This is a genomic window from Shouchella clausii (genome assembly GCF_002250115.1).
Lineage (GTDB): Bacteria > Bacillota > Bacilli > Bacillales > Bacillaceae_D > Shouchella > Shouchella clausii.
The window spans coordinates 2,847,528-2,872,273 of record NZ_CP019985.1; the positions used below are offsets into that span (position 1 = coordinate 2,847,528).

Below are 24,746 nucleotides of genomic sequence, written 5' to 3' on the forward strand. Positions count from 1 at the left end.
CAGAACCGAGATTCGTCGCATAGGGGCGTCAGGTGAGGCGATGGTCCTATGTTTTCGTGCATCTTCCCGTTTGCAAATGTAGGTGCAATTTGGGATACTTCTAGTGTACACGAAAACAAGCAAAAGCGCAAAGAAGAAATCATGTAAATTCTTGGACATTTACACTGTAAAGACAATGAAAAAAGTGTAAAACCCGAACGTTTACAAAGTGAAAAGGGGAAATTTTATGGTAAACGGAATTAACCACATGACGTTTTCAGTAAGCAATATGGATAAAGCGGTTTCTTTTTATAAACATGTCTTTATGGAAGCACCTCTTGTCTTAGGAGAAAAAACAGCCTATTTTACCATTGGCGGCATTTGGCTTGCGCTTAATTTGCAACCAGACATTGATAGAAATGAAATCAGGCAGTCGTATACTCATATTGCTTTCTCGATTGAGGAGTCGCAGCTAGACGCTTTTTATACTCGTTTACTGGAAGCCGGAGCCGATATTCTCCCTGGAAGGAAACGGCAAGTGGAGACTGAGGGAAAATCCATTTATTTCCGTGACCCTGATGGCCATTTGTTGGAAGTCCATACTGGCACACTTGCCGAACGGTTGGCACACTACGCAAAAACTGCGCCTGACATGCTCGTAAACAAAGACAATCAAAATAAGAAGTAGGGAGCTCTCCCTTTTATAATCCAGTACGAAGGCAAGCTTCGGCAGTATGAATTCGAGAAAGGCGCTTCATCGATATTGCCGTCTACTCTATTTTGCGGGAAGAACGGCAAGGGCGCATCAATAGCAGCAAATGAGTGCTTCTTTGCATAGTTAAGCCGTACAGAGGATCACTCGTACGGCTAAAGGCGCTATCTACGATTAAGAGAGGTTTATCAGAAGGCGCCGAAGCGGCTGCCTGCGGCCACACCCTTAGGAGATATGCGTTCAATCTCTACCAGATCGTCGATTGTCAGCTTTACTTGCAGCGCGCCAAAGTTCTCTTGCACACGCTCCAATCGTTTTGTTCCCGGTATCGGTACGATTTGCTCGCCCCGTGCTAGGAGCCAGGCTAAACTCAATTGGGCAGGGGTACAGCCTTTTTGGGAGGCCATGCTCTCAATGAGCGAGACGACCTCAACGTTCTTGGTGAAGTTCTCGCCCTGAAACCGCGGAAAATGCGACGATAGTCGTCTTCCGGCAAATCTTCGAATTTCTTGATCTGGCCGGTTAGGAAGCCGCGGCCAAGGGGGCTGTAAGGGACTAGACCGATGCCCAGCTCCTTAAGGACCGGGAGAACCTCATCTTCCACTTCCCTGCTCCATAGGGAATATTCGGTTTCGACGGCGGAAATGGGATGCACCGCATGAGCCCGTCTAATCAGATCAGCTGGTGCCTCCGACAATCCAATAAACCTGATTTTCCCTTGCTTTATGAGGTCAGCCATCGTCCCGATCGTTTCTTCGATGGGAATATGGGGGTCGGGTCGATGCTGGTAATAGAGATCAATGTAATCTAGCCCCAGGCTGTAGAGGCTGGCATCAACGGATTTCTTAATGTAAGCAGGATCTCCTTTTGGTCCTTGCCCGTGTGTAATTCCGAACTTGGTTGCAATAACGGCCTGATCGCGCCGACCTTTAAGGGCACGGCCGACAAGCTTCTCGTTTTCACCGAACCGTCCAAGCAGGAATTCCGTCCCATATAGGTCAGCCGTATCAAACATCGTCACGCCGATATCGAGTGCTCCCTGAATCGTTCGCACCGATTCATTGTTGTCAGGCATCATCATCGTTCCCAGGCCGATGGCCGACACTTCAAGTCCTTCATTTCCCCGTTTTCTTTGTTGTAGCATAGGGCTCCCTCATTTCGGATTAGATTCGAACATGAGCCTATTCTAATCGATCCTACCCAAGGCAACCACACAACGCTTTTACTAGTAAAAATACTAATAGTCTGAAGTTGGATCAGCTGTAACTGGCGTGTAAATGCAAATGTGGACATCCGGGTTATCTGCTAAATTGACCAATGATTGAATATCATAAGAAACAGGTTGATGGGCACCGGGGGGCTGTAAAAATACTCGTTTTACTTTTTTGAGTTGAACATCGTACTGTTTCCAGATTCGTTCGAATTCGGCGTAGTTCTGAAGTAGATGTTCTACTGTCGTCTCAAACCAAGGGTCACCTCGGTGTTTATCGTAATACGTTCGGAACACACCTACCGAGTAATTCGAGAATTCTTCTATATTTACAATACGACGTCGCATTTCCGTATCTTCGAATAACAAACGAATGAAATAACGTTCTTGCACAGGAATGGAGGTGAAGTCGAAAAACATTTCCTGAGCTGCCTTGTTCCAAGCAAGCACCTCGGTTCTCTCATTGGTGATATGAGAAGGGTACGCCAGTTGATCGATAATCTTCTGAATTTGGGGATCCACGAGAGCCGGGGCCGCTAGAAGCGTCTCAGATGCATGAGTGTTCCAGAGCTGGAATAAATGACTCTTCTCAGCTGGAGATAATTGAAGAGCTTGAGCGATGCTGTTGATCACCTCTCTGGAAGGGTTCAAATCCCGTCCTTGTTCCAGCCACGTATAGTAGGTGACGCTTACGCCTGCTAGTACGGATACTTCCTCTCGCCGTAGTCCAGGCGTTTTCCGTTGCCCGCTTGCGTACTTTAGGCCCGCCCCTTCAGGGGAAAGTCGTTCTCTGCGTGATTTGAGAAACAAACCCATCGCTTTTGCTTTGTGGTTCATAACAGTCATAGTCGATCACCTCCTGAATGTTTGGTATGGAATTGAGCTATTTATTTGATAACAAAAGAGTCGTTTTTAAACTACGTTACCCATTTTACATTTCTAAGCCGAGAAAACAAAGCCCTGACCTTTAGGCATAGGATGAATAGGCTTAGGGCAAGGAATGTCTTGAGATAGTTTAATGGCCCTACGTACTTTTTGTTAGAGTTACTATGAAAGATATATATGTGGTATAAGTTTTGTATGTTCGTTAACGGAGCTATTGGCGATTATAAATAAACAGCAAGTTTTTCGGACAACCCTACAAAACGGTGCAATCGAAGTCGGGAGTTTGCTTTAGAAACTTGCTATTCTACACCTGAAGGGAGGTTGTTCATGTGGATTGGCTAGCGAATTTGAACAGGGCTATGCAATACATTGAAGATCATCTTGCTGACGATCTTGACTTGAAGGAGGCCGCTAGGCAAGCTTGTTGTTCAGACTACCATTTTTCGAGAATGTTTTCATTTCTTGCTGGGATTCCGTTATCTGAATACATTCGCCGTAGACGTCTAACACTAGCTGCATTCGAGCTTCAGACTAGCGATTCAAGAGTGATGGATGTGGCGATCAAGTATGGCTACAGCTCAGCGGACGCCTTTTCCAGAGCCTTTCAAGCATTGCATGGGATGACGCCGTCACTGGCAAAATCCAATGGTCATTCATTAAAAGCTTATCCACGTATGACTTTCCAATTAACCGTTCAGGGAGGAAGCGTCATGCATTATCGTATCGTAGAGAAGGAAGCATTCCGAATCGTCGGTATTACGAAAAGGGTACCTATCCAATTTCACGGCGTCAATTCGGAAATCGAGTCGATGTGGAGTCGTTTAACATCAGAAGATATCGCGCAGCTCAAAGCCCTTTCGAATCTGGAACCGCATGGACTGGTTCAAGCCTCGGTGAATTTTTCGGAGGAGCGGATGGAGGAAAAGGGATTGCTTGATCACTATATCGGCGTGGCAACCAGCAAGGAGTGTCCTGAACACTTGACGAAGTTGGAGGTTTCCAAAAGGACTTGGGCTGTATTCGAAGCGGTCGGCCCTTTTCCAGATACGTTGCAGAACGTCTGGGGGCGTATTTATTCGGAATGGTTTCCCTCTGCCAGCTACGAGTTGGCAAGAGGGCCAGAGATGCTATGGAATGAAAGCAAAGAATTAACCTCGCCAACGTTTCGAAGTGAAATTTGGATACCTGTCATTAAAAAACAAGTCTGACCTATTCTGTGAAAAAACGCGATTCAGGAAGAGGGGCTGTCCATAAGGTCCGTTACATAACCTTATGGGCAGTCTTTTTGGTTATCCTAAGCAGGCGCAACAACATGAGTGAAGTGTACCGAAAGTCAGCTGTATCTACTAATTAAACTCAAGAAATTGGTGAACACTTTAGGTGATAATGATCCTCTATTCGGATTGGTACAGGTCGGTCGATAAATAGCGCTCGCCTGTATCACATGCGATAGCAACGACATGATCGTCTTTGTCAAGCGTCTTGGCCATTTCCAGTGCCGCAAAGCAAGCAGCTCCAGAAGAAGGGCCGACAAGAATGCCTTCAAGCCGTGCCAAGTCTTTTGCTGTCTTGTAAGCATCTTCATCTACGATCCGCCTAATTTGATCATAAATAGCTGTATTTAGGATGGGCGGGACAAATCCAGGGCTCGTACCGACAAGCTTATGTGGGCCAGGCTTGCCACCAGACAATACAGGTGATCCAGCCGGCTCCACAACATGAATAAGGGCATCAGGGTAATAGGATTTAAGCACCTCTCCTGTGCCGGTAATTGTACCGCCCGTACCAGAGGCTGCGACAAACCCTGAAAGTTTGGCGCCAATTGCATCTAAGTCTTGTTTAATTTCTAACGCAGTGGTATGGCGGTGGGCATCAGGGTTTGCTTCATTTTCAAATTGCATTGGCATGAAAGACCCAGGAATGCTATCGGCAAGCTCCTTGGCTTTTTCGATTGCTCCAGGCATTTTTTTATCGCCTTCCGTTAGCACGACTTCAGCACCATATGCCTTTAGTAAATTGATCCGTTCTTGGCTCATTGTGTCAGGCATGACGAGAATAGCGCGATAGCCGCGAGCCGCAGCGTTCATAGCCAAGCCAATCCCAGTATTTCCACTCGTTGGCTCAATAATGGTGGAACCAGGTTGCAAATGGCCATCCTTTTCTGCTTGAATAATCATGGAAAAGGCAGCACGGTCTTTCACGCTGCCGCTCGGGTTATTCATTTCTAATTTTAAATAGACAGATGCGCCTTTACCATCAGCCAGTTTGTTTAAACGGACCATGGGCGTCTGTCCAATTAAGTCAGCGATATTGTCTACTACTCGCATCAGTAATCACCTCTTTAAAGTTCCATTTATTTAGTTTAACATAAATAAGGCAAGCCAGCTTATTGAACGCTTAGGAGGACAACATGAACGAACTACACTATTTTTTAGCTTTGCCCCTTTCTGCCGATATTCAATCGGCCATTTGTTCACATACTCGCCGCTTTGTCCAAGAAGAGCGATTTAAAAAGTGGGTCCATCCGGCTGATTATCATTTAACCTATCATTTTTTTGGTTCCTTACAAGCAAAAAAGTGGGCAGAAACGGAAAAAGAGCTTGCCCGATTAACTGCAACGTTCACGCCGTTTGTGTTGCAGTTTGGCGAATACGGAACATTCGGCAAGGAAAACAGTCCGAGAATTTTTTACATGAAGCCTAACCCAATAGAAGATACGCTAATGGAACAACACGCCCAAGTTGTGGCGTTATTGGCGCAACTTGGTTATCCAGTCGACAGCCGTCCGTTTTCTCCACATGTCACGATCGCCCGCAAATGGGTTGATATAAAGCCCTACGTACAGCCGCCATCTCGTTTTCGTTACTCAGAAAAAGTGGGGCGCTTGTGTTTGTATAAAACCGTTACTGGACAAACTCCGAAATATGAAGAAGTCTGTTCGTTTCCGTTTTTAGGTAGGGAAGAGCAGTGAAGTGGCTGCGTTTTGTTTTGCAAATTATTGGGCTATTCATCTTTGATCGCATTGGCGGGTGGCTTGCCGCTGCTCTTCATCTACCACTATCAGGAAGCCTAGTTGGCATGATGCTCTTGTTCGTGCTCCTTGTCACTGGCGTGGTGAAAAGCAAGTGGCTAGAAGACGGTGCGTTGGCTTTGCTTGCATTTTTACTGCTTTTTTTTGTGCCGACAACAGTGGGGATTATCGCTGAGCCTGCTTTGTTTTCAACGCAAGGCTTGTTGTTGGTCGGTGTGACAATCGTAAGTACTTGTGCAGTCATGGTTGTAACGGGTTATGTTGGACAATTATTAGCAACGAAAGAGGAGAAGGGGGGATCGGCCCATGCTGAACAATCTGACCACCACCTTGGCCGCTAGCGGAGCTACGCTTATCGTCTTTTTGGCGGCAGTTGCCCTCTATAAACGAAAAAAAACGCTGTTGTTTTTGCCTTTGCTTGTGACGACAGCTATATCCGTTTTATTTTTATTGCTTAGCGGCATTACGTATCAACATTATCAGGAGGCGGTGAGCTGGATATCGTCTTTCCTTGGACCGGCTGTAGTTGCATTAGCCATTCCTTTGTACAGGCAGTTACCGCTAATAAAGAAATATTTTCGCCCTCTTATCATTAGCATTACAACTGGGGCGCTGTTTGGCGTCGTGAGTGGCTTTATGCTTGGCGCACTAGTTGGATTAAAAATGGCGTTTCTTCAGCCTTTGTTGACGAAGTCCGTCACTGCCCCAGTGGCGATGGATATAATGGCGCTTTTAAATGGAAATACAACACTAGCAGCGATTTTAGTGACAATCGCCGGGCTGACAGGCGCGATTGTGTCAGGAACTTTATTTAAATGGACTCATATTTCACACTTTATTGGCAGAGGCGTAGCTTTTGGCGCTAGTGCCCATGCAATAGGAACCGCAAAAGCGCTTGAGCATTCTGAAGCAGAAGGGGCCATTTCTTCCATTGCAATGATCGTTTGTGCGATTATCGTTTCGATTGCGGTGCCGGTTGGGGAGACGATTTTATTGACGATGGGGTGGTAACCGGCCTTTGTTTACAAGTAGACATTTGTTTTTTGATTCTCTTGTATTTATAGGGGATGATAGTAAAAATAACCATAACGATCGAATGATGATAAATAGATGAAAATCGAAGAAAACGCTTCCTTCTTTGTATGATCATTTAGTATGATCGTTTTAGATAATCGTATCTCCAGTTGACGTTCTGGAAATGATTTTTTCCATTAAAGGAGGCTACAACAGTGAATCAACAAATGAGCAGAGCAATTTTGAATTCCGAATGGTACAACGGTTCTGTTAAAACTGCTTGGAGTCGCTATTTAAGGAATGAGGAGATCTTGCAAACTGATTTGAGAAGTGAGATTGCTCATTCATGGGAAACATCTAAAGATTTAGGGGTTAATCCGTTTCAAAGCCGAATAAACGAAGTCATAAACGATCAGACGCTTGCCATCCGATTGAAACATAATAAGCAGTTGTTGTCTTACGCATCCCCGCGCATTCAGCAGCTCCTTGATTTATTTGATGATTCGAAGACGGTCCTATCTATTGCTGATAAAGATGGAACGATTCTGAAATCTGTAGGGGAAAAAAACGTTTTAAAAAGAGCAGAGAAGCGCTATATTTTTGCAGGGGGCACTTGGACCGAGAAGTCTGCAGGCACAAATGCAGTGGGGATGGTTCTGAGAACGAAGCAATCGTCTCAAGTCTTGTTTTCTGAGCATTTTTGTGAAAATGTACACGATTGGTACTGTGTTGCTTTTCCTATCTTAACTCCTTTTACGAAAGAATTACTAGGCATTGTGAATCTCGCAGGCAATGCAAGTGATGTTCATCGCCATTCAATTGGTTATGCACTGGCTGAAGCGAAAAATATGGCTCTATCGCTCGAGCGCCATTTTTTCGAATATGCTTTACAGCATCAGCTATTTTTACACACAGCACTGGAAAAGATGGATCACATCGTGTTGTCTGTAGATTTAAGCGATCAAATTCTTACCCGAAATGAGATAGCGAATCGAAGTGAACGGTTTCAAAACGAGACGTCCATAGCCAGCTTTCCTGAATTAAAAGCATTAGTGGATAACGTTCGGACAAATGGCCAGCAAATCGTAAATGAACAAATTCAAGACGGATCAACAAATAAACGCTATCAAGTTTCCATTTACCCAGTTCGTTTTCAAGACCATCTTTATGGAGTTGTTATTTTTCTTCAGCAAGATCATAGAGTGGTCAACAAAAAGAAGCCGTCTCCTATAAAAGCGCCAACGCGTTACCGTTTTTCCAATATGGTCGGCGTGTCCCCAACCTTTCAGGCGCTATTAAAGCAAGCGGAAAAAGCGGCGTGCTTGCGAGCTACTATATTTATATCGGGCGAAACGGGGACAGGGAAGGAAGTGTTGGCGCAAGCGATCCACCAAGCGAGTGATCGTGGCGGCAAACCATTTGTTGCGATTAATTGTGGGGCGGTTCCACCGAGCTTGCTTGAAAGTGAGCTTTCTGGCTATGAAGCAGGTGCTTTTACTGGCAGTAAAGCAAAGGGAAGTGCAGGAAAGTTTGAACAAGCAAATGGCGGCACCATCTTTTTAGATGAAATTGGCGATATGCCATTAGATTTACAAGTCCATTTGCTGCGTATTTTAGAGGAACGGGTCGTGACGCGGATTGGTGGCAGCGTGCCGATACCTGTTGATGTACGAGTCATATCTGCTACAAATAAAGATTTAAAGGAAGCGGTGCAAAAAGGTACATTTCGTGAAGATTTATATTATCGTTTATGTGTCCTGCAAATGGAGCTTCCGCCATTAAGGGAGCGGATTGAAGACATACCTGTGTTAATTCAATCTTTCTTGCCTGTTCTTTGCCAGGAATTTGGAAAACAGTCGATTAGCTTAACTAGGGAAACGTTAAGCATCCTCGAAAATTATCATTGGCCGGGAAACATAAGAGAATTGAAAAATGTCCTACAGCAAGCGATGTTTATGATGGACAGCGATGTCATCCATCCCCATCATTTACCGGACAGCATCTATTCACAAACACAAGGTGATGAACATGAGAAACAAAAGCTGTTGCGTGCGCTTGAACAGCAGGAAGGCAATGTAACAAAGGCAGCAGCTTCTTTGAATATGTCTCGCGCTACCATCTACAGGAAACTAAAAAAATATCGCCTTGAACGCCATTAAATATAAGCGTAGACAAAGTGACAGCTAAACACTTTGTCTACGCTGTTTTTGTTTCCTGAGACAATGGATACACAAACTGTTTCAGATGATACATATCAACATTCGACAGCAACCGCGAAGACGCGTAAACAAAGGCTGTACATAAACCAAATAGTTGGCATGGAAATTGCATGATTGATTTACGAAAAAGTAAGCGCTTGCTTTTAGGGCGGAAAGGAGTGTGGCTTGTCAATCAATTGAATATCAACTAAGAGGAGGGAGAAGGGATTGAAATCATTTGATTTAACCGTTGTCGGCGCTGGTCCTGGAGGTTATGTAGCTGCCATTCGAGCCGCTCAGCTAGGCATGACCGTAGCGCTTATTGACCGGGGCAAACCTGGAGGAACTTGTTTGCATAGCGGATGTATTCCTTCTAAGATTATGCTGCAGCATGGGGGGCGCCTTGAGGAAATTCGACAAGCACAAGAATGGGGAATTGAAACATCTGTTGTCCAAGTAGATGATCGTAAACTGTTTCGGCGGCAAAACACCATTATTCAATCATTATCGACAGGCATTGCCCATCTGCTAAAGAAAAATCGCATTACGTTTTTCCAAGGGGAGGCAACGATCGACGGATCGCAACGGCTCGTTTGTGATGGTCACAACATTCAAAGTAAAAATATGTTACTGGCTACAGGGGGAAAACCGTTTATTCCACCGATTGCCGATCTAGAAACGATTGATTATATGACGACGGATACGTTTTTTCAACAAACATCGCTGCCAAAATCGCTTGTCATCATTGGAGGGGGTGTGATTGCAGTTGAACTCGCATTCGCAGTCTCTCCGTTCGGCACAAAAGTGGCGATTTTAGAAGTGGCACCGGATATTTTGCAAACAGAAGATGAAGAGGCACGGGCGATTGTAAAAGAGCAGTTGCAGCAGCGAGGTGTGGAAATCGAGACAAATGTCGTCATTGAAAATGTGGAACAAGGACTTGTCCGAACGGCAAATGCAGCTTTCCCATTTGAACGGTTGTTAGTGGCGGCTGGAAGGCGTCCTAATACGGAATTAGCGGATGCGCTGCATTTACAAAAAGACGCAAACGATCGTTTCATCGAAGTAAATCAATATTATGAAACGAGTAAAAAGGGCATTTACGCGATTGGTGATGTGATTGGCAAATATGAATTGGCTCATGCAGCGAGTGCGGAAGGCATTGCGGCTGTCGAACATATGGCAGGGATCAAGCAACAGCCAATTGACGAACTTGGCATCCCTCGCTGTGTTTATACAAATCCTGAAATCGCTTCCTTTGGTTTGAGTGAAAAAGAAGCGAAAGAACGAGGTTACGACGTCAAAGTCACATTTTCAGCAAATGCCGCGAATGGGAAAGCGCTCGCAGAAGGGGACACATCTGGCTTTGTAAAGCTGATTACGGAGAAAAAATACGGTGAACTGCTCGGTGCAGTGATTGTTGGGAAACATGCAACTGAGCTAATAGGAGAATTGCTGGCCGTCCGAGTATCAGAAGGGACCATTTCAGAATTACAAACATTGATTCATGCACACCCAACCATTGCTGAAGGTATTGGCGAAAGTGCACTGGCGTTTAGTAAACGAGCCATTCACCAGTAAGAAACTTCATTGAAGGAGGAGCAAAAATGAAGAAAAAAGAAGCCCTATGGATTTACCAGAAAATGAATGAAATCCGTTTGTTTGAGGAAGAAGTACACCGGACGTTTGGGGAAGGAATCATTCCAGGCTTTGTTCATTTATACGCCGGTGAAGAAGCGGTGGCGACAGGTGTTTCGGTCCTATTGGATGAAGAGGATTATATCACAAGTACGCACCGCGGCCACGGCCATGCAATTGCGAAAGGCTGTGATATTAACCGAATGATGGCTGAGATTATGGGCAAAAAAGATGGACTTGGCGGCGGCAAGGGCGGTTCTATGCACGTTGCGGATATTGAAAAAGGAATGCTTGGCGCCAATGGCATTGTTGGCGGCGGTTTTGGACTTGCAGCGGGTGCAGCCCTAACGATTAAAACACTTCGGCAGGATCATGTTGCTGTTTGTTTTTTTGGAGATGGAGCATCTAACGAAGGTTTATTCCACGAAGGACTTAACTTAGCGTCGATTTTGAAATTGCCGGTCATCTTTGTTTGTGAGAACAATCAATTTGGCGAGGGAACGCCTTTCCGTTATGCCAGTGCTTCTGAAACGGTCGCAGAGCGGGCAGCCGCTTACAATATGCCTGGAGTCCGGGTAGATGGCATGAAAGTAGTGGATGTTTATAGCGCGACAAAAGAGGCGATTCGGAGAGCGAAAGCAGGTGAAGGCCCAACGTTAATTGAGTGTGACACCTATCGGCATTACGGGCATTTTGAAGGAGACGAGCAAAAATATAAATCTGAAGCGGATCAAAACCGTGATCGTGATCCGATTCCTGAATTCCGAAAGGTTGCTGTCGAGAAAGGCTGGATGACGAGCAAACAAGCGGATGAGATTGAAAAAGAAGCAGCGGAAACGATTAAAAAAGCGAGCGAATTTGCTCAAAATAGTCCACTTCCTGATGTGGAGTCGTTATATACAGATATTTTTGCTTAAGAAGGGGAGGAACAAAAATGACAGAACGGATCGTTACATTTATGACAGCCATTAATGAGGCGATGGCGCAAGCAATGCGGAAAGACGACAACGTCATATTAATTGGTACAGACGTTGCTGGCGGAGCGGAAGTCGATCATTTAGTACAAGATGATGGCCGGTATGATGACGCATTTGGAGGGGTTTTCGGATTATCAAAAGGCCTTGTTACAGAGTTTGGTAGGGAACGGGTTATTGATACACCGATTGCAGAACACGGTTATTTTGGTGCAGCGGTAGGAGCAGCCGCGACAGGTCTTCGTCCGATTGCGGAGCTTATGTTCAATGATTTTATTGGCTTTGCGTTAGATCCGATTTTAAACCAAGGAGCGAAAATGCGTTATATGTTTGGCGGAAAAGCGAAAATGCCGCTTACTGTCCGAACCGTTCACGGTGCAGGTGCAGGCGCAGCTGCCCAGCATTCGCAAACGTTATACGGTATGTTTGGAGCAATACCTGGCGTAAAAGTTGTCGTGCCTTCCAATCCTTATGATGCCAAAGGCCTAATGTTAGCTGCGGTTGAAGAAGACAATCTCGTTGTGTTTTCTGAGGATAAGTTGCTTTATGGGATGAAGGGCCATGTACCAGAGGATTACTATACGGTTGAAATAGGCAAGGCCAACGTCATTCGCGAAGGAAAGGACATGACGATCGTAGCGATTGGGAAAATGGTGCAAGTAGCAGAAGAAACGGCTCAAATCCTTGCAAAAGACGACATTTCCGTAGAAGTGATTGACTTACGGACTGTCGCGCCTTGGGATGAGGAGACGGTCATGGATTCGGTCAAGAAGACCGGGCGTTTAATTGTGATAGATGAATCCAATCCTCATAACAACACGGCGACAGACATCGCCTCAGTCGTTGCAGATAAAGCATTTGATTACTTAGATGGACCGATTAAAACGGTCTGTGCACCGAATACACCTGTTCCATTTGCGACAAATTTGGAGCAGGCGTATATTCCTGATGCTGCTAAAGTATTACGCGTGGCAGATGAAATTATTGCCGATTTAAAACAATAAACAGGGAATTTGGAGGAGGTGAATGACGGATGGGTACAATCGTAATGCCGAAGTTAGGGATGACCATGTCAGAAGGGACGATTGTCAATTGGTGTAAAGAGGTTGGTGATCTAGTTACAAAAGGCGAGGCCATTGTGGAAATTAGCTCTGAAAAATTAACACAAGAGCTAGAAGCACAAGAAGACGGTATATTATTAGCTAAATACGGTGAAGTAGATGCCGTCATGAAAGTCGGTGAAGTGTTGGCGCATATTGGCCAAGAAGGAGAAGAAGTACCAGAAACGGCTGCAACTCCTTCCACTGCGCCACAATCATCCTCATCAGAAACAGACACGGCAAGCAAAACGCCTGCCAAACAAGGGCAAAAGAAAGGCGAAGAACGTATTTTTATTACGCCATTGGCACGGAAGCTTGCAAAAGAACATAACGTAAACATCGAAGAAGTTGAAGGTACAGGTGGCAACGGGCGCATTACAAAGCGTGATATATTGCGAGAAGCATCGAACCAAGTACCAACCCAAGCAGTCAAACAAGCAGCAAATGGAAACGCGCAAATGGCGCACTTAGACGACATAGGGGCAGGCCTGTCTCCGATCCGCAAAACGATAGCCCGTAATATGCGCGCCAGCTTGCACAATACTGCCCAGCTCACATTGCATCGTAAGGCCAATGCAAATGCACTGCTTGCCTTTCGTCGTTTATTGAAGACAGAATCAGAGTCTCACCAGTTACAGTTGAAATTGAGCGTCACGGTTCTTATTGCCCGGGCGACCATACTAGCTCTCCAGCAAGTTGGTGCCATGAACAGCCGCTATGAGAATGGACAGCTTAAAGAATTTGAAAATGTCCATTTAGGAATTGCAACGTCACTGGACGATGGACTTGTCGTCCCTGTCATCCGCGATGCCCACCATTTATCGATCGGCCAACTCGCCACGAAGATTGAGGAAATCGCCGCAAATGCTAGAAGCGGCCAAAGCAATCCAGATGAGTTGTCTGGCTCGACTTTTACGATCACGAATTTAGGCGCGAGCGGCATAGAATACTTTACGCCGATTTTAAATCCAGCAGAAACGGGCATTTTAGGCGTTGGCTCCTTGCAACAGGAACTCGCTCTTTCAGAAGACGGGCAAGTGGAGCCTGTTCAAAAAATACCATTCAGCTTGACGTTTGATCATCAAATTGTTGACGGTGTGTTAGCGGCACAATTTTTAGATGCTATTGTTAAATATGTCGAAAACCCACATTTGCTTATCCTTTAAGAATGAGTAAAAGGAGCTAGGGTAGAAAACGCCCTATGCTCCTGTTAAAGTCGACAAAAAAACAACCTGCTGTCACACAGCATCTCTATTGTTCGCTATACAACTGACAATAGAGATGCTTTTTTATTGCTTCATAATGAGCAATGTCCATGCTTGGAAATACCCCTCATCCGTGTAGGTGGCCTATTAAGCGCCAATTATCACGACCCATTAAGCATTGCACTCTCACAGCGTCAATGATGACAGGCTCAATATAGACATTGAAGTTCGATGATGAACCCGTTATAATGAAAAAGCCGTTGTTTTTTAGAACGTTTGGGCAATCTTTCCAGTTAACTGAAAAGGTTGCTTTCTTTTGCCTAGAGCTGTTCAAAAATGAAGGAGGTATTGGATGGTTCAGGACAGCTTTCAAACGCCGGATATAAGCCAATTCCATTTAAGAGTCCGTAAAGTATTCAATTGGCTTGGTGGGCATGAGTTTATGATTGAATTGTTAAACCGCGAAGAGTGCATTGGCTTTGGCGATACGATTGCCGAAGCAAAACAGAATTTAAACGAAAGCATAAAGCTATGCGTGCGCCAGCACGGAGTGGATTCGCTGCCAGAGCCGATTCAAGGTGCGCAAATCATTGTATTAGAAGCGCCGATGTCTGAGGAAGAATTCGCGACCATTAACCACGAGTTGATTATATTAGACCAATCCTAACAGGCATGTACAAAAAATGTACGTGCTTTTTGTCAAAGTTGAAAGGAGGTAGGTGAATGGAAAAAAAGCGAGTTGTCGTTACTGGTGGAGCTACCGGAATAGGGAAAGCGATTGCTCTCGCATTTGCACAAAAAGGGGCGCTCGTTTTTATCCTTGATAAGGAAGAGGCGCTTTTTCAAAAATGGAGTGAAAAAGCGGACAACATTGTGTTCATTCTAACGGATGTCAAAGAAGAGCGCGATATAAAGGCTGCTTTTGCCACCATTGCCTCCCAGTCTGGACCTGTGGACATATTAATCAACAACGCAGGAATTTCGTCATTTACGCCATTATTAGAATTGAGCGTGGAAGAATGGGACAATGTCTTGAATACGAACTTGCGCAGCGTTTTTCTTGCCTCAAAAGAAGCAGCTTTACATATGCAACCTACAGGGAAGCCTGCTAACATTATTAATATTTCCTCCACACGTGCTCGCATGTCAGAGCCGAATTCTGAAGCTTATGCAGCTTCTAAAGGAGGGGTCGAGGCGTTGACCCATGCAATGGCATTATCTCTTGCTGAAAAAAACATAGTCGTTAATGCCATCGCTCCTGGATGGATTCACACAACGAATGACGCCTTAAGGGAGATCGACCATGAGCAGCACCCTTCAAAAAGAGTGGGAATGCCTGAAGACATTGCGAACGCATGCCTATTTTTAGCGGATGAGCGCAATCGGTTTATAAATGGCGAAACGCTTGTTATCGACGGTGGTATGACGAGAAAAATGATGTATGAGCAGTAAAAGCAGAGCTGGCTTCATGGCCGCTCTGCTTTTATAAACGCTAAAAGACAATCGTTTTGTTGTTATAAACAATCAATTGGTCATTTAAATGCCAGTTTACAGCTCGGGCCAATGCAATCCGCTCGATTTGACGGCCGGCGATTCGTAAGTCAGCTGTTGTATGGCGGTGGTTCACTCGCAACACATCTTGTTCAATAATCGGGCCCTCATCCAAATCATCTGTAACGTAATGGGCGGTAGCGCCAATCAGTTTTACGCCTCGTTCAAATGCTTTAGCATAAGGGTTGGCGCCGATAAAAGCAGGCAAAAACGAATGATGGATGTTAATGATTTGTTGAGGGAACGTGCTGACAAATGTTGGCGATAAAATTTGCATGTAACGGGCAAGAACGATAAGTTCAATATTGTGTTCATGGAGAAGTTCAATCGCTTTGTCTTCTGCTTCACGGCGATTAGCCTTTGTAGACGGTATGTGGAAAAAGGGAATGCCGTAAGCTTCCACTTCTTCTTTATTGTCAGGGTGATTGCTAATGACAAGTGGGATTTCAGCATAAAGTTCGCCAGCTCGCCACTTCCATAACAGCTCTGACAAGCAATGATTTTCTTTTGAGACGAAAATCGCCATCCGCTTTTTTCGCGATGCTTGCTCCATCCGCCATTGGTAATGTTCGGCATCTGCAAGATCAGAAAAAGCTTGTTTGATTTCGGAAAACGCTGTTTTTTCTTCCTGCCATGCAAATTCAATTCTCATGAAAAACATGCCGCCCTCAGGGTCAGTCGAATATTGGTCAGATTGGACAATATTCGCCTCATGGTTGTATAGAAAAGACGATATGTTAGCGACCACGCCTGGACGGTCTTGGCAGGAAACGAGCAAACGCGCTCGTTGTTGTTCAATAGCCATTTTGTTGTTCCTCCATTTTTGAGCTTACACATCCCTTCATGTCTACTTTGTTTTTTTAAAAGCGCAAAGTAGAAGGAAGGGCTGACTTATTTATTGAATCAGAATCGCAAAGAATTTGTCAATCGCTTCAAGGAGCGCTTGCATCATTTGCTGGATGAAGAAGGGGCATGTCATTTGCTTGAAAACGTAGTTTCCAAGGAACTGGCCTGGTTTTACTGCTTAAAAGAATGTCATTGACGATTTATCTCCATCTTTGGTACCATTGATTCATCTATTGGTCAACGTGTCTATTAAGCCAGCCGCTGTCAACGAGTGAATTTGTCAAAATTGTAACGGCAGAGCCTGTCCATTGCGCTCTGCTTCTTTTAATGAATGCTTTCCCAGCACAACATGCGTTATACTAAAAAACGAGTATGCAGCAAGGAAGCGGAAGAAAAGAAAAGGAAATTGAGGGTGAACCGGGTGGAATTGTTTTTAGGAGAAGGATGGGATGTCATGCCCGCTGGTGGCGCAACAGGCGAAGCCTATGTAGCCAAACACGGTGACTACCAATTATTCATAAAACGAAATTCATCACCTTTTCTTGCGGTTCTTTCTGCCGAGGGGATTGTGCCAAAACTCCTCTGGACCAAAAGGTTGGAAAGCGGCGACGTGATTACTGCACAGCGGTGGATTCAAGGGCGGGAACTGAAGGCAAAGGAAATGATGAATGCCAGTACCGCAGCCATGCTTTCGAATATTCATCGTTCGAATGAATTGCTTGATTTGTTTAAGCGGATGGGCAATGAGCCGTTAGATCCACGGCATATGGTTGAAAACATGTATGTCCAAATCCAACTTTACAGAATTGAGGACGAGCTCGTCCTTGCTTGTATGGACTACTTAGAGCGAACAAAAGATCAACTTGGCGATGCGGAGTATGCTGTTTGCCATGGCGACATTAATCATAACAATTGGATGCGAGACGAACAGGACAACCTTTATCTAATTGATTGGGACGGTGCATCCGTCGCTGATCCCGCGCTTGATCTCGGCTTGATGCTGTACACGTACATTCCGGAGGAGCATTGGGCTACTTGGCTGGCTCATTATGGTGTTGAATTGGATCATTCCCTTAAAATGAGAATGCATTGGTATGTGGTCGCTCATACGATCTCAGAAATTTTATGGAACCATAGCAGGGGCCAATTCAGCCAAGTCGAGGAACTCAAAAAAGCGCTGATGTATGTCGCTTCCAAAAATGATCACTCAGACTGATCGAAAGTCTGATAGCTCATCTTCATAGATGAGCTATCTATTTGTTTGCCATCCCTCATTATGTAAGGGATGACATTGTGTTAAGCCATTGCTGGACGGCTTCACTATCCATTGTCTCTGTATGGGAAGCGCTTGAAATTTCGTCAATGGTGCTTGCCAGAGCTGGATCGAGAGCAGGATCTTGGGCAAGCGCCGTCAGAATTTGTTTCAACTGTTCAGATTCATTTGTCGTCAGGAACTTTTCGCTGACATGGTTTTGCAGCAAGTCTTGCAACAAACCTAATTTATGTTGAATGGAAATTGGCATGAGGGCACCTCCTGCCCTTAGTTTTTGCCCAATAGCGGTTTTTATACCATTTAACAGCCAATTGCAGTGATGAAAGAGAGAAAGAGGGATGAAGTTTGCGTTTACGTCATAAACCATGGGCTAGTGAAGAATTGGCAAAGCGGCCGAATTTGGTCATTCAACAGCCGGAGCAGCACAAAGGAAATTGGAACAACTGCTTTCGTACAGCCCAACCATTATATGTGGAAGTCGGAACAGGGAAAGGAAAGTTTTTGACGGGCATGGCGAAACAGTTTCCGTCCATCAATTTCATTGGCGTCGAACGCTATGAGAGCGTCTTGCTGACAGCTATGGAACGGGTGGAAGCGGAAAAATTGCCGAACGTCAAGTTGCTTCATAAAGACGTTGCTGAGTTGCTGGAAGTTTTTGCTGAAAACGAAGTGGATCGCTTTTTCATTAATTTTACCGATCCATGGCCTAAAAAGAAGCATGCCAAACGGCGCCTTACGAATGAAAGGTTTTTAACAATTTATAAGCAGTTGCTAAAACAAGACGGAGAAATCCACTTTAAAACGGATAACCAAGGGTTGTTTGAATACTCTTTGCACAGTATGTCGACTTTTGGGATGGCTTTTAAAAATGTTAGTTTAAACCTCCATCAAAGTGGGATGGAAGAGAATGTGATGACGGAATACGAAGAGAAGTTTTCGGCAAAAGGCATGCCGATTTACCGGCTTGAAGCAACATTCCGACCGTAAAAAAAGAAGCCCAATTAGGTTTTTGGGCTTCTTTTTAAATCTCTTGTAAATCAAGCAAAACACCTGTTTTGACGTCAGCCAAAAATTCGTACTGGACAGGCCCGTCTGTTGTTGAACTGGTTATGCCCCCACGGTATGCTTCATATGGCAGGCCAAAGCGAGTAATCGACTCAGGCTGCATATGGATCCAAGAACCGCTAATCATATATTCTTGCTGGACAGTCGTTTTTACACGTTTCAGCACGGCTTCAGGAGTAAGCTGTTCTTGTTTCCATGCTTTGCTTGCCAATACACCAATTAATACGCCGACTCCTAAGCCTAGTGACAATCGTTTCATCCTTAACACCCTTTCGTTGTACAAGACCTTTTATACCCAGTATAACGAACGAGCGTGAAATTGACTATCGGGAATGGCGGAAACTGGCACAACCCACCAAAATCAGCTACAATGAATGTGCTGTTTTTGTTGCTACCCATAACCGTTAAACGCAGCAGTACATAAGAGATCCCGCTACCGGGGTCTTGTATTTTATGCCTTTTTTAGCAGATGGAGGAGGTTTTTATGAACGAGAAAACAAAAGCGCTTTTTCAAACATTGACGGAGCTTCCGGGGCCGTCTGGGTTTGAACATGAAGTACGCCGCTTTCTAAAAAGCGAATTGCAAAAACATACAGATGAAATTGTCCAAGACAAACTAGGCAGTGTTTTTGGCGTGTTGCGAGGTGATGCGTCAGGGCCTAAGGTGATGGTGTGTGGACATATGGACGAAGTCGGCTTTATGGTGACATCGATTACCGACAATGGCTTAATCAAATTCCAAACACTTGGCGGCTGGTGGTCGCAAGTCCTGCTAGCGCAACGCGTAAAAATTGTAACAGATCAAGGTCCGATTATCGGAGTAGTCGGCTCTACACCGCCACATTTGTTGAAGGACTCACAACGCACGAAGCCAATGCCGATCACGGAAATGTATATCGATGTCGGCGCTGACGATAAAGAAGATTGCTTTGCGTTAGGTGTAAAGCCTGGTCAGCCGATTGTGCCAGAATGCCCGTTTACACCAATGGCGAACGAAAAGAAAATTTTGGCGAAAGCATGGGATAACCGTTACGGAGTCGGCTTGTCGATCGAATTGCTTGAAGCTATAAAAGGGAAAGCTTTGCCGAACACTGTTTATTCAGGCGCAACTGTGCAAGAGGAAGTCGGCACCCGGGGAGCGCAAACGGCAAGCAATATGATTCAGCCTGATGTCAGCTATGTCCTTGATGCCAGCCCTGCAAATGACGCTACTGGAGGGAAGGACGCTTTTGGCCATCTTGGCAAAGGCGCATTGCTTCGCATCTTTGATAGGACGATGATTACACATAAAGGTATGCGTGATTTTGTTCTTGATACAGCAGAAAGCCATAATATTCCTTATCAGTACTTTGTCGCGGCAGGGGGAACGGATGGAGGCCGGATTCACACTTCTGGCAACGGTGTGCCTACAGCGGTTATTGGCGTGTGTGCACGCTATATCCACACATCGGGATCGATTCTACATGTTGACGATTATGCCGCTGCAAAAGAATTGTTGACGAAGCTTGTCCTTGCTACAGACAAAACGACTTATGAAAGTTTGATTGCGTTTGAATAGCGCAATGAGGAACAAAAAAGCAGCAGTCGGCTCGAAAAACCGCGCCAAAGTCCATGCCGTCCAAGACGTTTTGATCCAGGAATTCATTGAAGTCGTCTCTGTTGCTGCCTTGTCGCAAGTTGCGGCACAGCCATTTTCGGATGATGAGACGAAAGAGGGCGCTGTAAACCGCGCCCGTGGAGCGCTAGACGCTACAGATGCTGACTTTGGTTTTGGTTTGGAAGGGGGTGTCTCGGAATGGCAAGGGACGCTTTACTTGTGCAACTGGGGCGCCCTTGCCACCCGTTCTGGACAATTATATACGGCAGCGGGCTTGCGCTTGCCTTTGCCGAATGACATAGCCGCCCTTCTTTACAATGGGCTTGAACTAAGCGAGGCGCTAAAACAAGCCGTCCCTGATGTTGATGTTAGCCAAGGCGCCGTCGGCTATTTAACAAACGGTCTGCTTACCCGAAAAACGATGTTTTCTGAAGTGGTTCGTGCTTGTTATGGACAGTATATGCTCGCAACTGACAAACTTCATTAAAGAACCAGCCCCCGTGGATTGAGGGGGCTGGCAATGTCAGACTGTAGACAAATGCTCGCGTACGTCGTCGTTTGCTCGGCATATACTCATAAACCCACGTTCTATCCGCATCTTCCCACGCCTGCACTTCTCGTCTGAGAAGCGTTTTCTTTTTAGCATGGCAATTTTAGTCCTCTTCAAATACATAAGATAGGGCGGCAATCGCTTGCGCCGGCGTTTCGACAACCACTTGTGCTTTGTTAGACAGCTCTTTTAAAGCGTGGTGAAGCTTTTCTGGGCGAATCAAAATTAACGGTTTTCCGGCTTCAATAGCAGTTGCGGCATCCATGGCTGTATTCCATTGCCTGTAATCCTCGCCGAAAAGAGCAATGACCGCGTCTGCGCGCTGAAGCCAGATCCGCGTACGAAAATTATTAATGCTTGAGGCAGCTTCGTCGCGTAATACAGCGTTTGGCTGTTTGCCAAGAATGTCTTCGCCGATCGCATCGCTTTTGCTGTGATTTTCCATCGGGCCTTTAAAAAAAATAGGCAATTGTTTTTCACTTGCCAAGCGCTTTATCTCTTCGCGCCAGTCAGAGTGGATTTCCCCAGCCAAATAAACAACAAGTTCCATACAAAAATGCCTCCTTATTTTCCCAGACTGTAGACAAAACCTCGCAGCCTTCGTTTCGTCTTGTTTATATCCTTTAAAACGAGCGTTCCATGTGCGCGAAAACGGCTGCCTCTGAACAGCGTTCTATTTACATATTTGCGCTAGTTACGTGCCTCGGCTGACAAGCGTTTTCGATCAGTCTGTTGGTACATATCCAGTTCCAACAGAAGTTAGAACGTATGTTTTCTTTAGCTAGTATAACATAAGAAGAAGCAAAGAGAGCAACATAATGGTTGATTTCGTTTCCGTCTCTCTCGAATTTTAAAAAAAGTGTCTTGTCACATGAATAGTCATAGGATATGCTAAAGAGCGGACAGTCATTATAAAAGGAGAGGGCATCTTGCTGGAATTTTTACGTAAAAAGGGAGTCAACCCTTCTTGGCATTTATATTTCATTAAAGCAATGGGGCAAATGACATTTGGGTTGTTTGCGACTCTTATTATTGGGCTTATTATCAAAACGGCAGGCGAACAGTTTGGCATAGCCGCTTTTTTGGAAATTGGCGAACTAGCCATGGATTTATACGGGGCAGCGATAGGAGCGGCAGTCGCACTTGCCCTAGGAGCTCCTTCGTTTGTCGTTTTGGCGACCATTGTTTGCGGTACAGCCGGGGCGGTGTACGGCGGGCCTGCGGGTAGTTTTTTAGCCGCCGTTGTTGCTGCCGAAACAGGCAAGCTTGTGTTTGGTTCGACTAAAGTAGATATTCTCGTTACGCCAATTGTAACGATCGTGAGCGGCTTTGTCGTCGCCTGGCTTTTAGGGCCTGCTATTTCATTTGTGATGGAATCGATTAGCGGGGCGATTGCCTGGGCGACAGACCAACAGCCCTTGATGATGAGCATAGTGGTGGCGATCCTGATGGGGTGGGCATTGACTGCGCCGATCTCAAGCGCTGCGATTGGTCTCATGCTTGGGTTAGAAGGGGTGGTTGCTTGTGCAGCTGCTATTGGCTGCGCAGGGCAAATGGTCGGTTTTGCGGTGGCCAGCTTCCGTGAAAACCGTTTTGGCGGGTTGCTTGCTCTTGGCATCGGTACATCGATGTTGCAAATGCCAAATATTTTAAAAAACCCTCTTATTCTTATTCCACCAACCATTGCAGGAGCCGTAAGCGCCCCAATCGGTACGATTTGGTTTGGGCTTCTTAACAATGCTGCCGGTTCTGGCATGGGGACTAGCGGCCTTGTCGGGCCGCTCATGACGTTTACGGAGATGGGCTATTCTGGATCGCTTTTCATTCAAGTCATTCTGTGCTATGTTATTATTCCAGCGGTTTGCGCTTTCATCGTGTCAGAATGGATGCGCCGCAAGGGCTGGATTAAATGGAATGATATGCACATCTCTTTCAATTAAAGGAGCGTATAGCGATGGAACACATTCAATCTGAACAGCAATTTGACGAAATAAAAGCGAACGAAACAGCTGTTTTTCTATTTTCTGCAGACTGGTGCCCTGATTGCCGGGTTATTGAGCCGATTCTGCCGCGAATCGAGGTCGATTTTCCAACGTTTACATTTTATTATATTGACCGCGATAAATTTATTGATGTTTGTGCAGCACACGACATTTTTGGCATTCCAAGCTTTTTAGTATATGCAAACGGCAAAGAAGTCGATCGTTTCGTTTCCAAAGACCGCAAAACTGAAGAAGAAATCGTCGCTTTCTTAACAAAAGCTGAAGCAGCGATTGATTGATAACAAGCTGGAGGGCATCCTTCAGCTTTTGTTTATTCGCTTTTCCGTTTATCGCCAAACATGTTAAACTAGAGGTGGAAAAAAGGAGGAAGAAGCGTGGACTTGCAAACTTTCCGGAAACAAATTGAGAAAAAGTTGCAGCGGGACGGTTGGACAATCCGCTATGACCATAAAGAATCAACATTGCGTATCGAAGACAAGGCGACTAAAAAAGGGGCAACACTTGCTTTAAAGCCTTTGCTTGCCAAATGGGAGCGAGAGGAATATGCGGCTGTCGACGAGGCGCTTCGCACTGTCGCGGTTGGCCTTGAATCAATGGCGAAAGCCGTTCACCTTAATGGAAACGAAAAAAACATTTTTCCAGTGATTCGCGCGGCTTCATTCCCAGACAAAACAAAGGACGGAAAAACGCTTGTTTACCAAAAACATACAGCAGAAACGAGAATTTATTATGCCGTTGATTTAGGAGAGACATATACGCTTATTACAGATGACCTTCTCAATGAGAGCGGCTGGGAGTTAAAGGCATTAGCAGAAATGGCCACATTCAATGTCCGTTCCTTGCCACAGCCGTTTAAAGAGGATGAAGTTGCAGGGAACCGTTTTTATTTTCTTTCGGCCAATGATGGGTATGACGCAAGTCGGATTTTGGACCAGTCGCTTGTGCAGCGCATGGAACAAAAGGCAGTTGGGCAGCTTGTAGTCGCAATTCCCCATCAAGATGCGCTCATTTTTGCTGATATTCAAAACGACACTGGGTACGATGTACTAGGCCAAATGGCATTGCAATTCTTTGGCGGGGGGCGTATTCCTGTGACTGCGTTGCCTTTTATTGTTGAAAATGGGGAACTTGAACCGGTCTTTATAATGGCGCAAAAAAAGCCTAAAGGCTGATGGGGCGAAACGAGAACCTATGCTATACTAGGTTGGTCTAGGCGTTCGCTTATACACGCTGAAAACGAGTAAGGAGAATAAAACATGAACGTATTTTATAATGAAAAAGGCATTGGCGATGTCCTAATGGTTACTGTTCAAGATATAAGACGCGATGCACAAGTCGTTGAGAAAAACGGCGATGTCGTCGTTATTTTGAATAAAAGCAATCAAGAAATTGCTGGCATAAACGTATTCCACGCCTCTTCTTATGGAGCCATTAGCGGAGTTGGTGCGATAGAGCTCGATGAAGGCATAAAAGCGCTCCTAAAAGAAGCGTGCGACAAAAATGGTGTCGCTCTTGAAATGGAATGGGAGCAGAAACCTGCTTTTGTTGTCGGTTATGTAGAAGAAAAAGAGAAGCACCCTAATGCAGACAAGCTTTCTGTATGCCGTGTAAACATCGGCACTGAAACATTGCAAATTGTTTGCGGTGCCCCGAATGTGGCCCAAGGCCAGAAAGTAGTTGTCGCGCTCGTTGGTGCCGTTATGCCAAGCGGGCTTGTCATTAAGGAAGCAACGCTGCGTGGTGTCGCGTCTTCCGGTATGATTTGCTCAGCAAAAGAATTAGGGCTCGAAAATGCCCCGGCAGAAAAAGGCATTCTTGTTTTGAGTGACGATGAAGTGGTCGGCACACCCTTTTTGCGGTAGCCTAAAAACGAAATGGCTGGCTGAATGAGGCCAGCTTTTTATGTAGAATGAGG

General features: G+C 45.4%; 26 protein-coding genes and 1 pseudogene. 20 read left to right on the forward strand and 7 right to left on the reverse strand.

Annotation, left to right across the window (positions count from 1 at the left end):
- Positions 1–226 precede the first annotated feature (226 nt).
- Complete coding sequence (fosB, locus tag BC8716_RS13675; protein WP_094426506.1) at positions 227–667, forward strand: metallothiol transferase FosB; 441 nt, start codon at positions 227–229, stop codon at positions 665–667.
- 212 nt (positions 668–879) lie between these two features.
- Here fosB and BC8716_RS13680 read toward each other — a convergent pair.
- Positions 880–1,835: pseudogene (locus BC8716_RS13680) on the reverse strand (aldo/keto reductase).
- 93 nt (positions 1,836–1,928) lie between these two features.
- On the reverse strand, positions 1,929–2,747 hold the full coding sequence (locus BC8716_RS13685; protein ID WP_094426508.1) for a helix-turn-helix transcriptional regulator: 819 nt from the start codon (positions 2,745–2,747) through the stop codon (positions 1,929–1,931).
- 368 nt (positions 2,748–3,115) lie between these two features.
- On the opposite strand from BC8716_RS13685, the gene BC8716_RS13690 reads away from it, so the two are divergent.
- Positions 3,116–3,994: an AraC family transcriptional regulator gene (locus BC8716_RS13690; protein ID WP_094426510.1), complete on the forward strand. Its 879-nt coding sequence runs from the start codon at positions 3,116–3,118 to the stop codon at positions 3,992–3,994.
- Between the two features lie 186 nt (positions 3,995–4,180).
- On the opposite strand, the gene cysK is transcribed toward BC8716_RS13690, so the two are convergent.
- The gene (gene cysK / locus BC8716_RS13695) at positions 4,181–5,113 is read right to left on the reverse strand and encodes a cysteine synthase A (protein ID WP_094426512.1); all 933 of its coding nucleotides are present in this window, start codon (positions 5,111–5,113) and stop codon (positions 4,181–4,183) included.
- 83 nt (positions 5,114–5,196) lie between these two features.
- Here cysK and thpR point away from each other — a divergent pair, with 83 nt between their 5' ends.
- The 10 genes from thpR to BC8716_RS13745 all read left to right on the forward strand — a co-directional run bounded on the left by thpR (position 5,197) and on the right by BC8716_RS13745 (position 15,398).
- On the forward strand, positions 5,197–5,757 hold the full coding sequence (gene thpR / locus BC8716_RS13700) for an RNA 2',3'-cyclic phosphodiesterase (protein ID WP_094426514.1): 561 nt from the start codon (positions 5,197–5,199) through the stop codon (positions 5,755–5,757).
- A complete protein-coding gene (locus BC8716_RS13705; RefSeq protein ID WP_094429261.1) occupies positions 5,754–6,158 on the forward strand; it encodes a CidA/LrgA family holin-like protein in 405 nt (134 codons plus the stop codon). Before thpR ends, BC8716_RS13705 begins: the two co-directional genes overlap by 4 nt.
- A complete protein-coding gene (locus BC8716_RS13710) occupies positions 6,124–6,828 on the forward strand; it encodes an LrgB family protein (RefSeq protein ID WP_094426516.1) in 705 nt (234 codons plus the stop codon). The genes BC8716_RS13705 and BC8716_RS13710 overlap by 35 nt, the downstream gene beginning before the upstream one ends.
- 218 nt (positions 6,829–7,046) lie before the next feature.
- On the forward strand, positions 7,047–8,990 hold the full coding sequence (locus BC8716_RS13715; RefSeq protein WP_094426518.1) for a sigma-54-dependent Fis family transcriptional regulator: 1,944 nt from the start codon (positions 7,047–7,049) through the stop codon (positions 8,988–8,990).
- Between the two features lie 267 nt (positions 8,991–9,257).
- Complete coding sequence (gene lpdA / locus BC8716_RS13720) at positions 9,258–10,610, forward strand: dihydrolipoyl dehydrogenase (protein ID WP_094426521.1); 1,353 nt, start codon at positions 9,258–9,260, stop codon at positions 10,608–10,610.
- 26 nt (positions 10,611–10,636) lie between these two features.
- Positions 10,637–11,584 carry a thiamine pyrophosphate-dependent dehydrogenase E1 component subunit alpha gene (locus tag BC8716_RS13725; RefSeq protein ID WP_094426523.1) on the forward strand — a complete coding sequence of 316 codons (948 nt, stop codon included), beginning with the start codon at positions 10,637–10,639 and terminating at the stop codon, positions 11,582–11,584.
- Between the two features lie 17 nt (positions 11,585–11,601).
- The gene (locus BC8716_RS13730; RefSeq protein ID WP_094426525.1) at positions 11,602–12,645 is read left to right on the forward strand and encodes an alpha-ketoacid dehydrogenase subunit beta; all 1,044 of its coding nucleotides are present in this window, start codon (positions 11,602–11,604) and stop codon (positions 12,643–12,645) included.
- 29 nt (positions 12,646–12,674) lie between these two features.
- A complete protein-coding gene (locus BC8716_RS13735) occupies positions 12,675–13,907 on the forward strand; it encodes a dihydrolipoamide acetyltransferase family protein (protein ID WP_094426527.1) in 1,233 nt (410 codons plus the stop codon).
- 391 nt (positions 13,908–14,298) lie between these two features.
- Complete coding sequence (locus BC8716_RS13740; protein WP_094426529.1) at positions 14,299–14,613, forward strand: hypothetical protein; 315 nt, start codon at positions 14,299–14,301, stop codon at positions 14,611–14,613.
- Positions 14,614–14,669: 56 nt separating this feature from the next.
- Positions 14,670–15,398, forward strand: coding sequence for an SDR family NAD(P)-dependent oxidoreductase (locus tag BC8716_RS13745; protein ID WP_094426531.1), 729 nt, complete (start codon positions 14,670–14,672; stop codon positions 15,396–15,398).
- Between the two features lie 40 nt (positions 15,399–15,438).
- Here the strand turns inward: BC8716_RS13745 and purU are convergent, their stop codons facing one another.
- Positions 15,439–16,302 carry a formyltetrahydrofolate deformylase gene (gene purU / locus BC8716_RS13750; protein ID WP_094426533.1) on the reverse strand — a complete coding sequence of 288 codons (864 nt, stop codon included), beginning with the start codon at positions 16,300–16,302 and terminating at the stop codon, positions 15,439–15,441.
- Between the two features lie 462 nt (positions 16,303–16,764).
- Here purU and BC8716_RS13755 point away from each other — a divergent pair, with 462 nt between their 5' ends.
- Positions 16,765–17,559: a phosphotransferase family protein gene (locus BC8716_RS13755; protein ID WP_094429262.1), complete on the forward strand. Its 795-nt coding sequence runs from the start codon at positions 16,765–16,767 to the stop codon at positions 17,557–17,559.
- Positions 17,560–17,617: 58 nt separating this feature from the next.
- Here BC8716_RS13755 and BC8716_RS13760 read toward each other — a convergent pair whose 3' ends face one another.
- Positions 17,618–17,866 (reverse strand): YtzH-like family protein, encoded by a 249-nt coding sequence (locus BC8716_RS13760; RefSeq protein ID WP_011247621.1) that lies wholly within the window; start codon positions 17,864–17,866, stop codon positions 17,618–17,620.
- A 95-nt stretch (positions 17,867–17,961) separates the two neighbouring features.
- Here BC8716_RS13760 and trmB point away from each other — a divergent pair, with 95 nt between their 5' ends.
- Entirely contained in the window at positions 17,962–18,603 is a 642-nt protein-coding gene (trmB, locus tag BC8716_RS13765) for a tRNA (guanosine(46)-N7)-methyltransferase TrmB (protein WP_094426535.1), read from the forward strand.
- A gap of 34 nt (positions 18,604–18,637) precedes the next feature.
- Here the strand turns inward: trmB and BC8716_RS13770 are convergent, their stop codons facing one another.
- Positions 18,638–18,940: a hypothetical protein gene (locus BC8716_RS13770; RefSeq protein WP_094426537.1), complete on the reverse strand. Its 303-nt coding sequence runs from the start codon at positions 18,938–18,940 to the stop codon at positions 18,638–18,640.
- Positions 18,941–19,165: 225 nt separating this feature from the next.
- Between BC8716_RS13770 and BC8716_RS13775 the strand changes: the two genes are divergently transcribed.
- Positions 19,166–20,239 (forward strand): M42 family metallopeptidase, encoded by a 1,074-nt coding sequence (locus BC8716_RS13775; protein ID WP_094426539.1) that lies wholly within the window; start codon positions 19,166–19,168, stop codon positions 20,237–20,239.
- Between the two features lie 4 nt (positions 20,240–20,243).
- Complete coding sequence (locus tag BC8716_RS13780; RefSeq protein WP_094429263.1) at positions 20,244–20,765, forward strand: DUF84 family protein; 522 nt, start codon at positions 20,244–20,246, stop codon at positions 20,763–20,765.
- A 166-nt stretch (positions 20,766–20,931) separates the two neighbouring features.
- Here the strand turns inward: BC8716_RS13780 and BC8716_RS13785 are convergent, their stop codons facing one another.
- On the reverse strand, positions 20,932–21,378 hold the full coding sequence (locus BC8716_RS13785; RefSeq protein ID WP_094426541.1) for a YtoQ family protein: 447 nt from the start codon (positions 21,376–21,378) through the stop codon (positions 20,932–20,934).
- A 379-nt stretch (positions 21,379–21,757) separates the two neighbouring features.
- Between BC8716_RS13785 and BC8716_RS13790 the strand changes: the two genes are divergently transcribed.
- From BC8716_RS13790 to ytpR, 4 genes are all read left to right on the forward strand, one after another.
- A complete protein-coding gene (locus BC8716_RS13790; RefSeq protein ID WP_094426543.1) occupies positions 21,758–22,768 on the forward strand; it encodes a PTS sugar transporter subunit IIC in 1,011 nt (336 codons plus the stop codon).
- 14 nt (positions 22,769–22,782) lie between these two features.
- Positions 22,783–23,109, forward strand: coding sequence for a thioredoxin family protein (locus tag BC8716_RS13795; RefSeq protein ID WP_094426545.1), 327 nt, complete (start codon positions 22,783–22,785; stop codon positions 23,107–23,109).
- Positions 23,110–23,205: 96 nt separating this feature from the next.
- Complete coding sequence (locus BC8716_RS13800; RefSeq protein ID WP_094426547.1) at positions 23,206–24,003, forward strand: DUF1444 domain-containing protein; 798 nt, start codon at positions 23,206–23,208, stop codon at positions 24,001–24,003.
- 84 nt (positions 24,004–24,087) lie between these two features.
- Positions 24,088–24,693, forward strand: a complete 606-nt coding sequence (ytpR, locus tag BC8716_RS13805) for a YtpR family tRNA-binding protein (protein WP_094426549.1) — start codon at positions 24,088–24,090, stop codon at positions 24,691–24,693.
- Positions 24,694–24,746 lie beyond the last annotated feature (53 nt).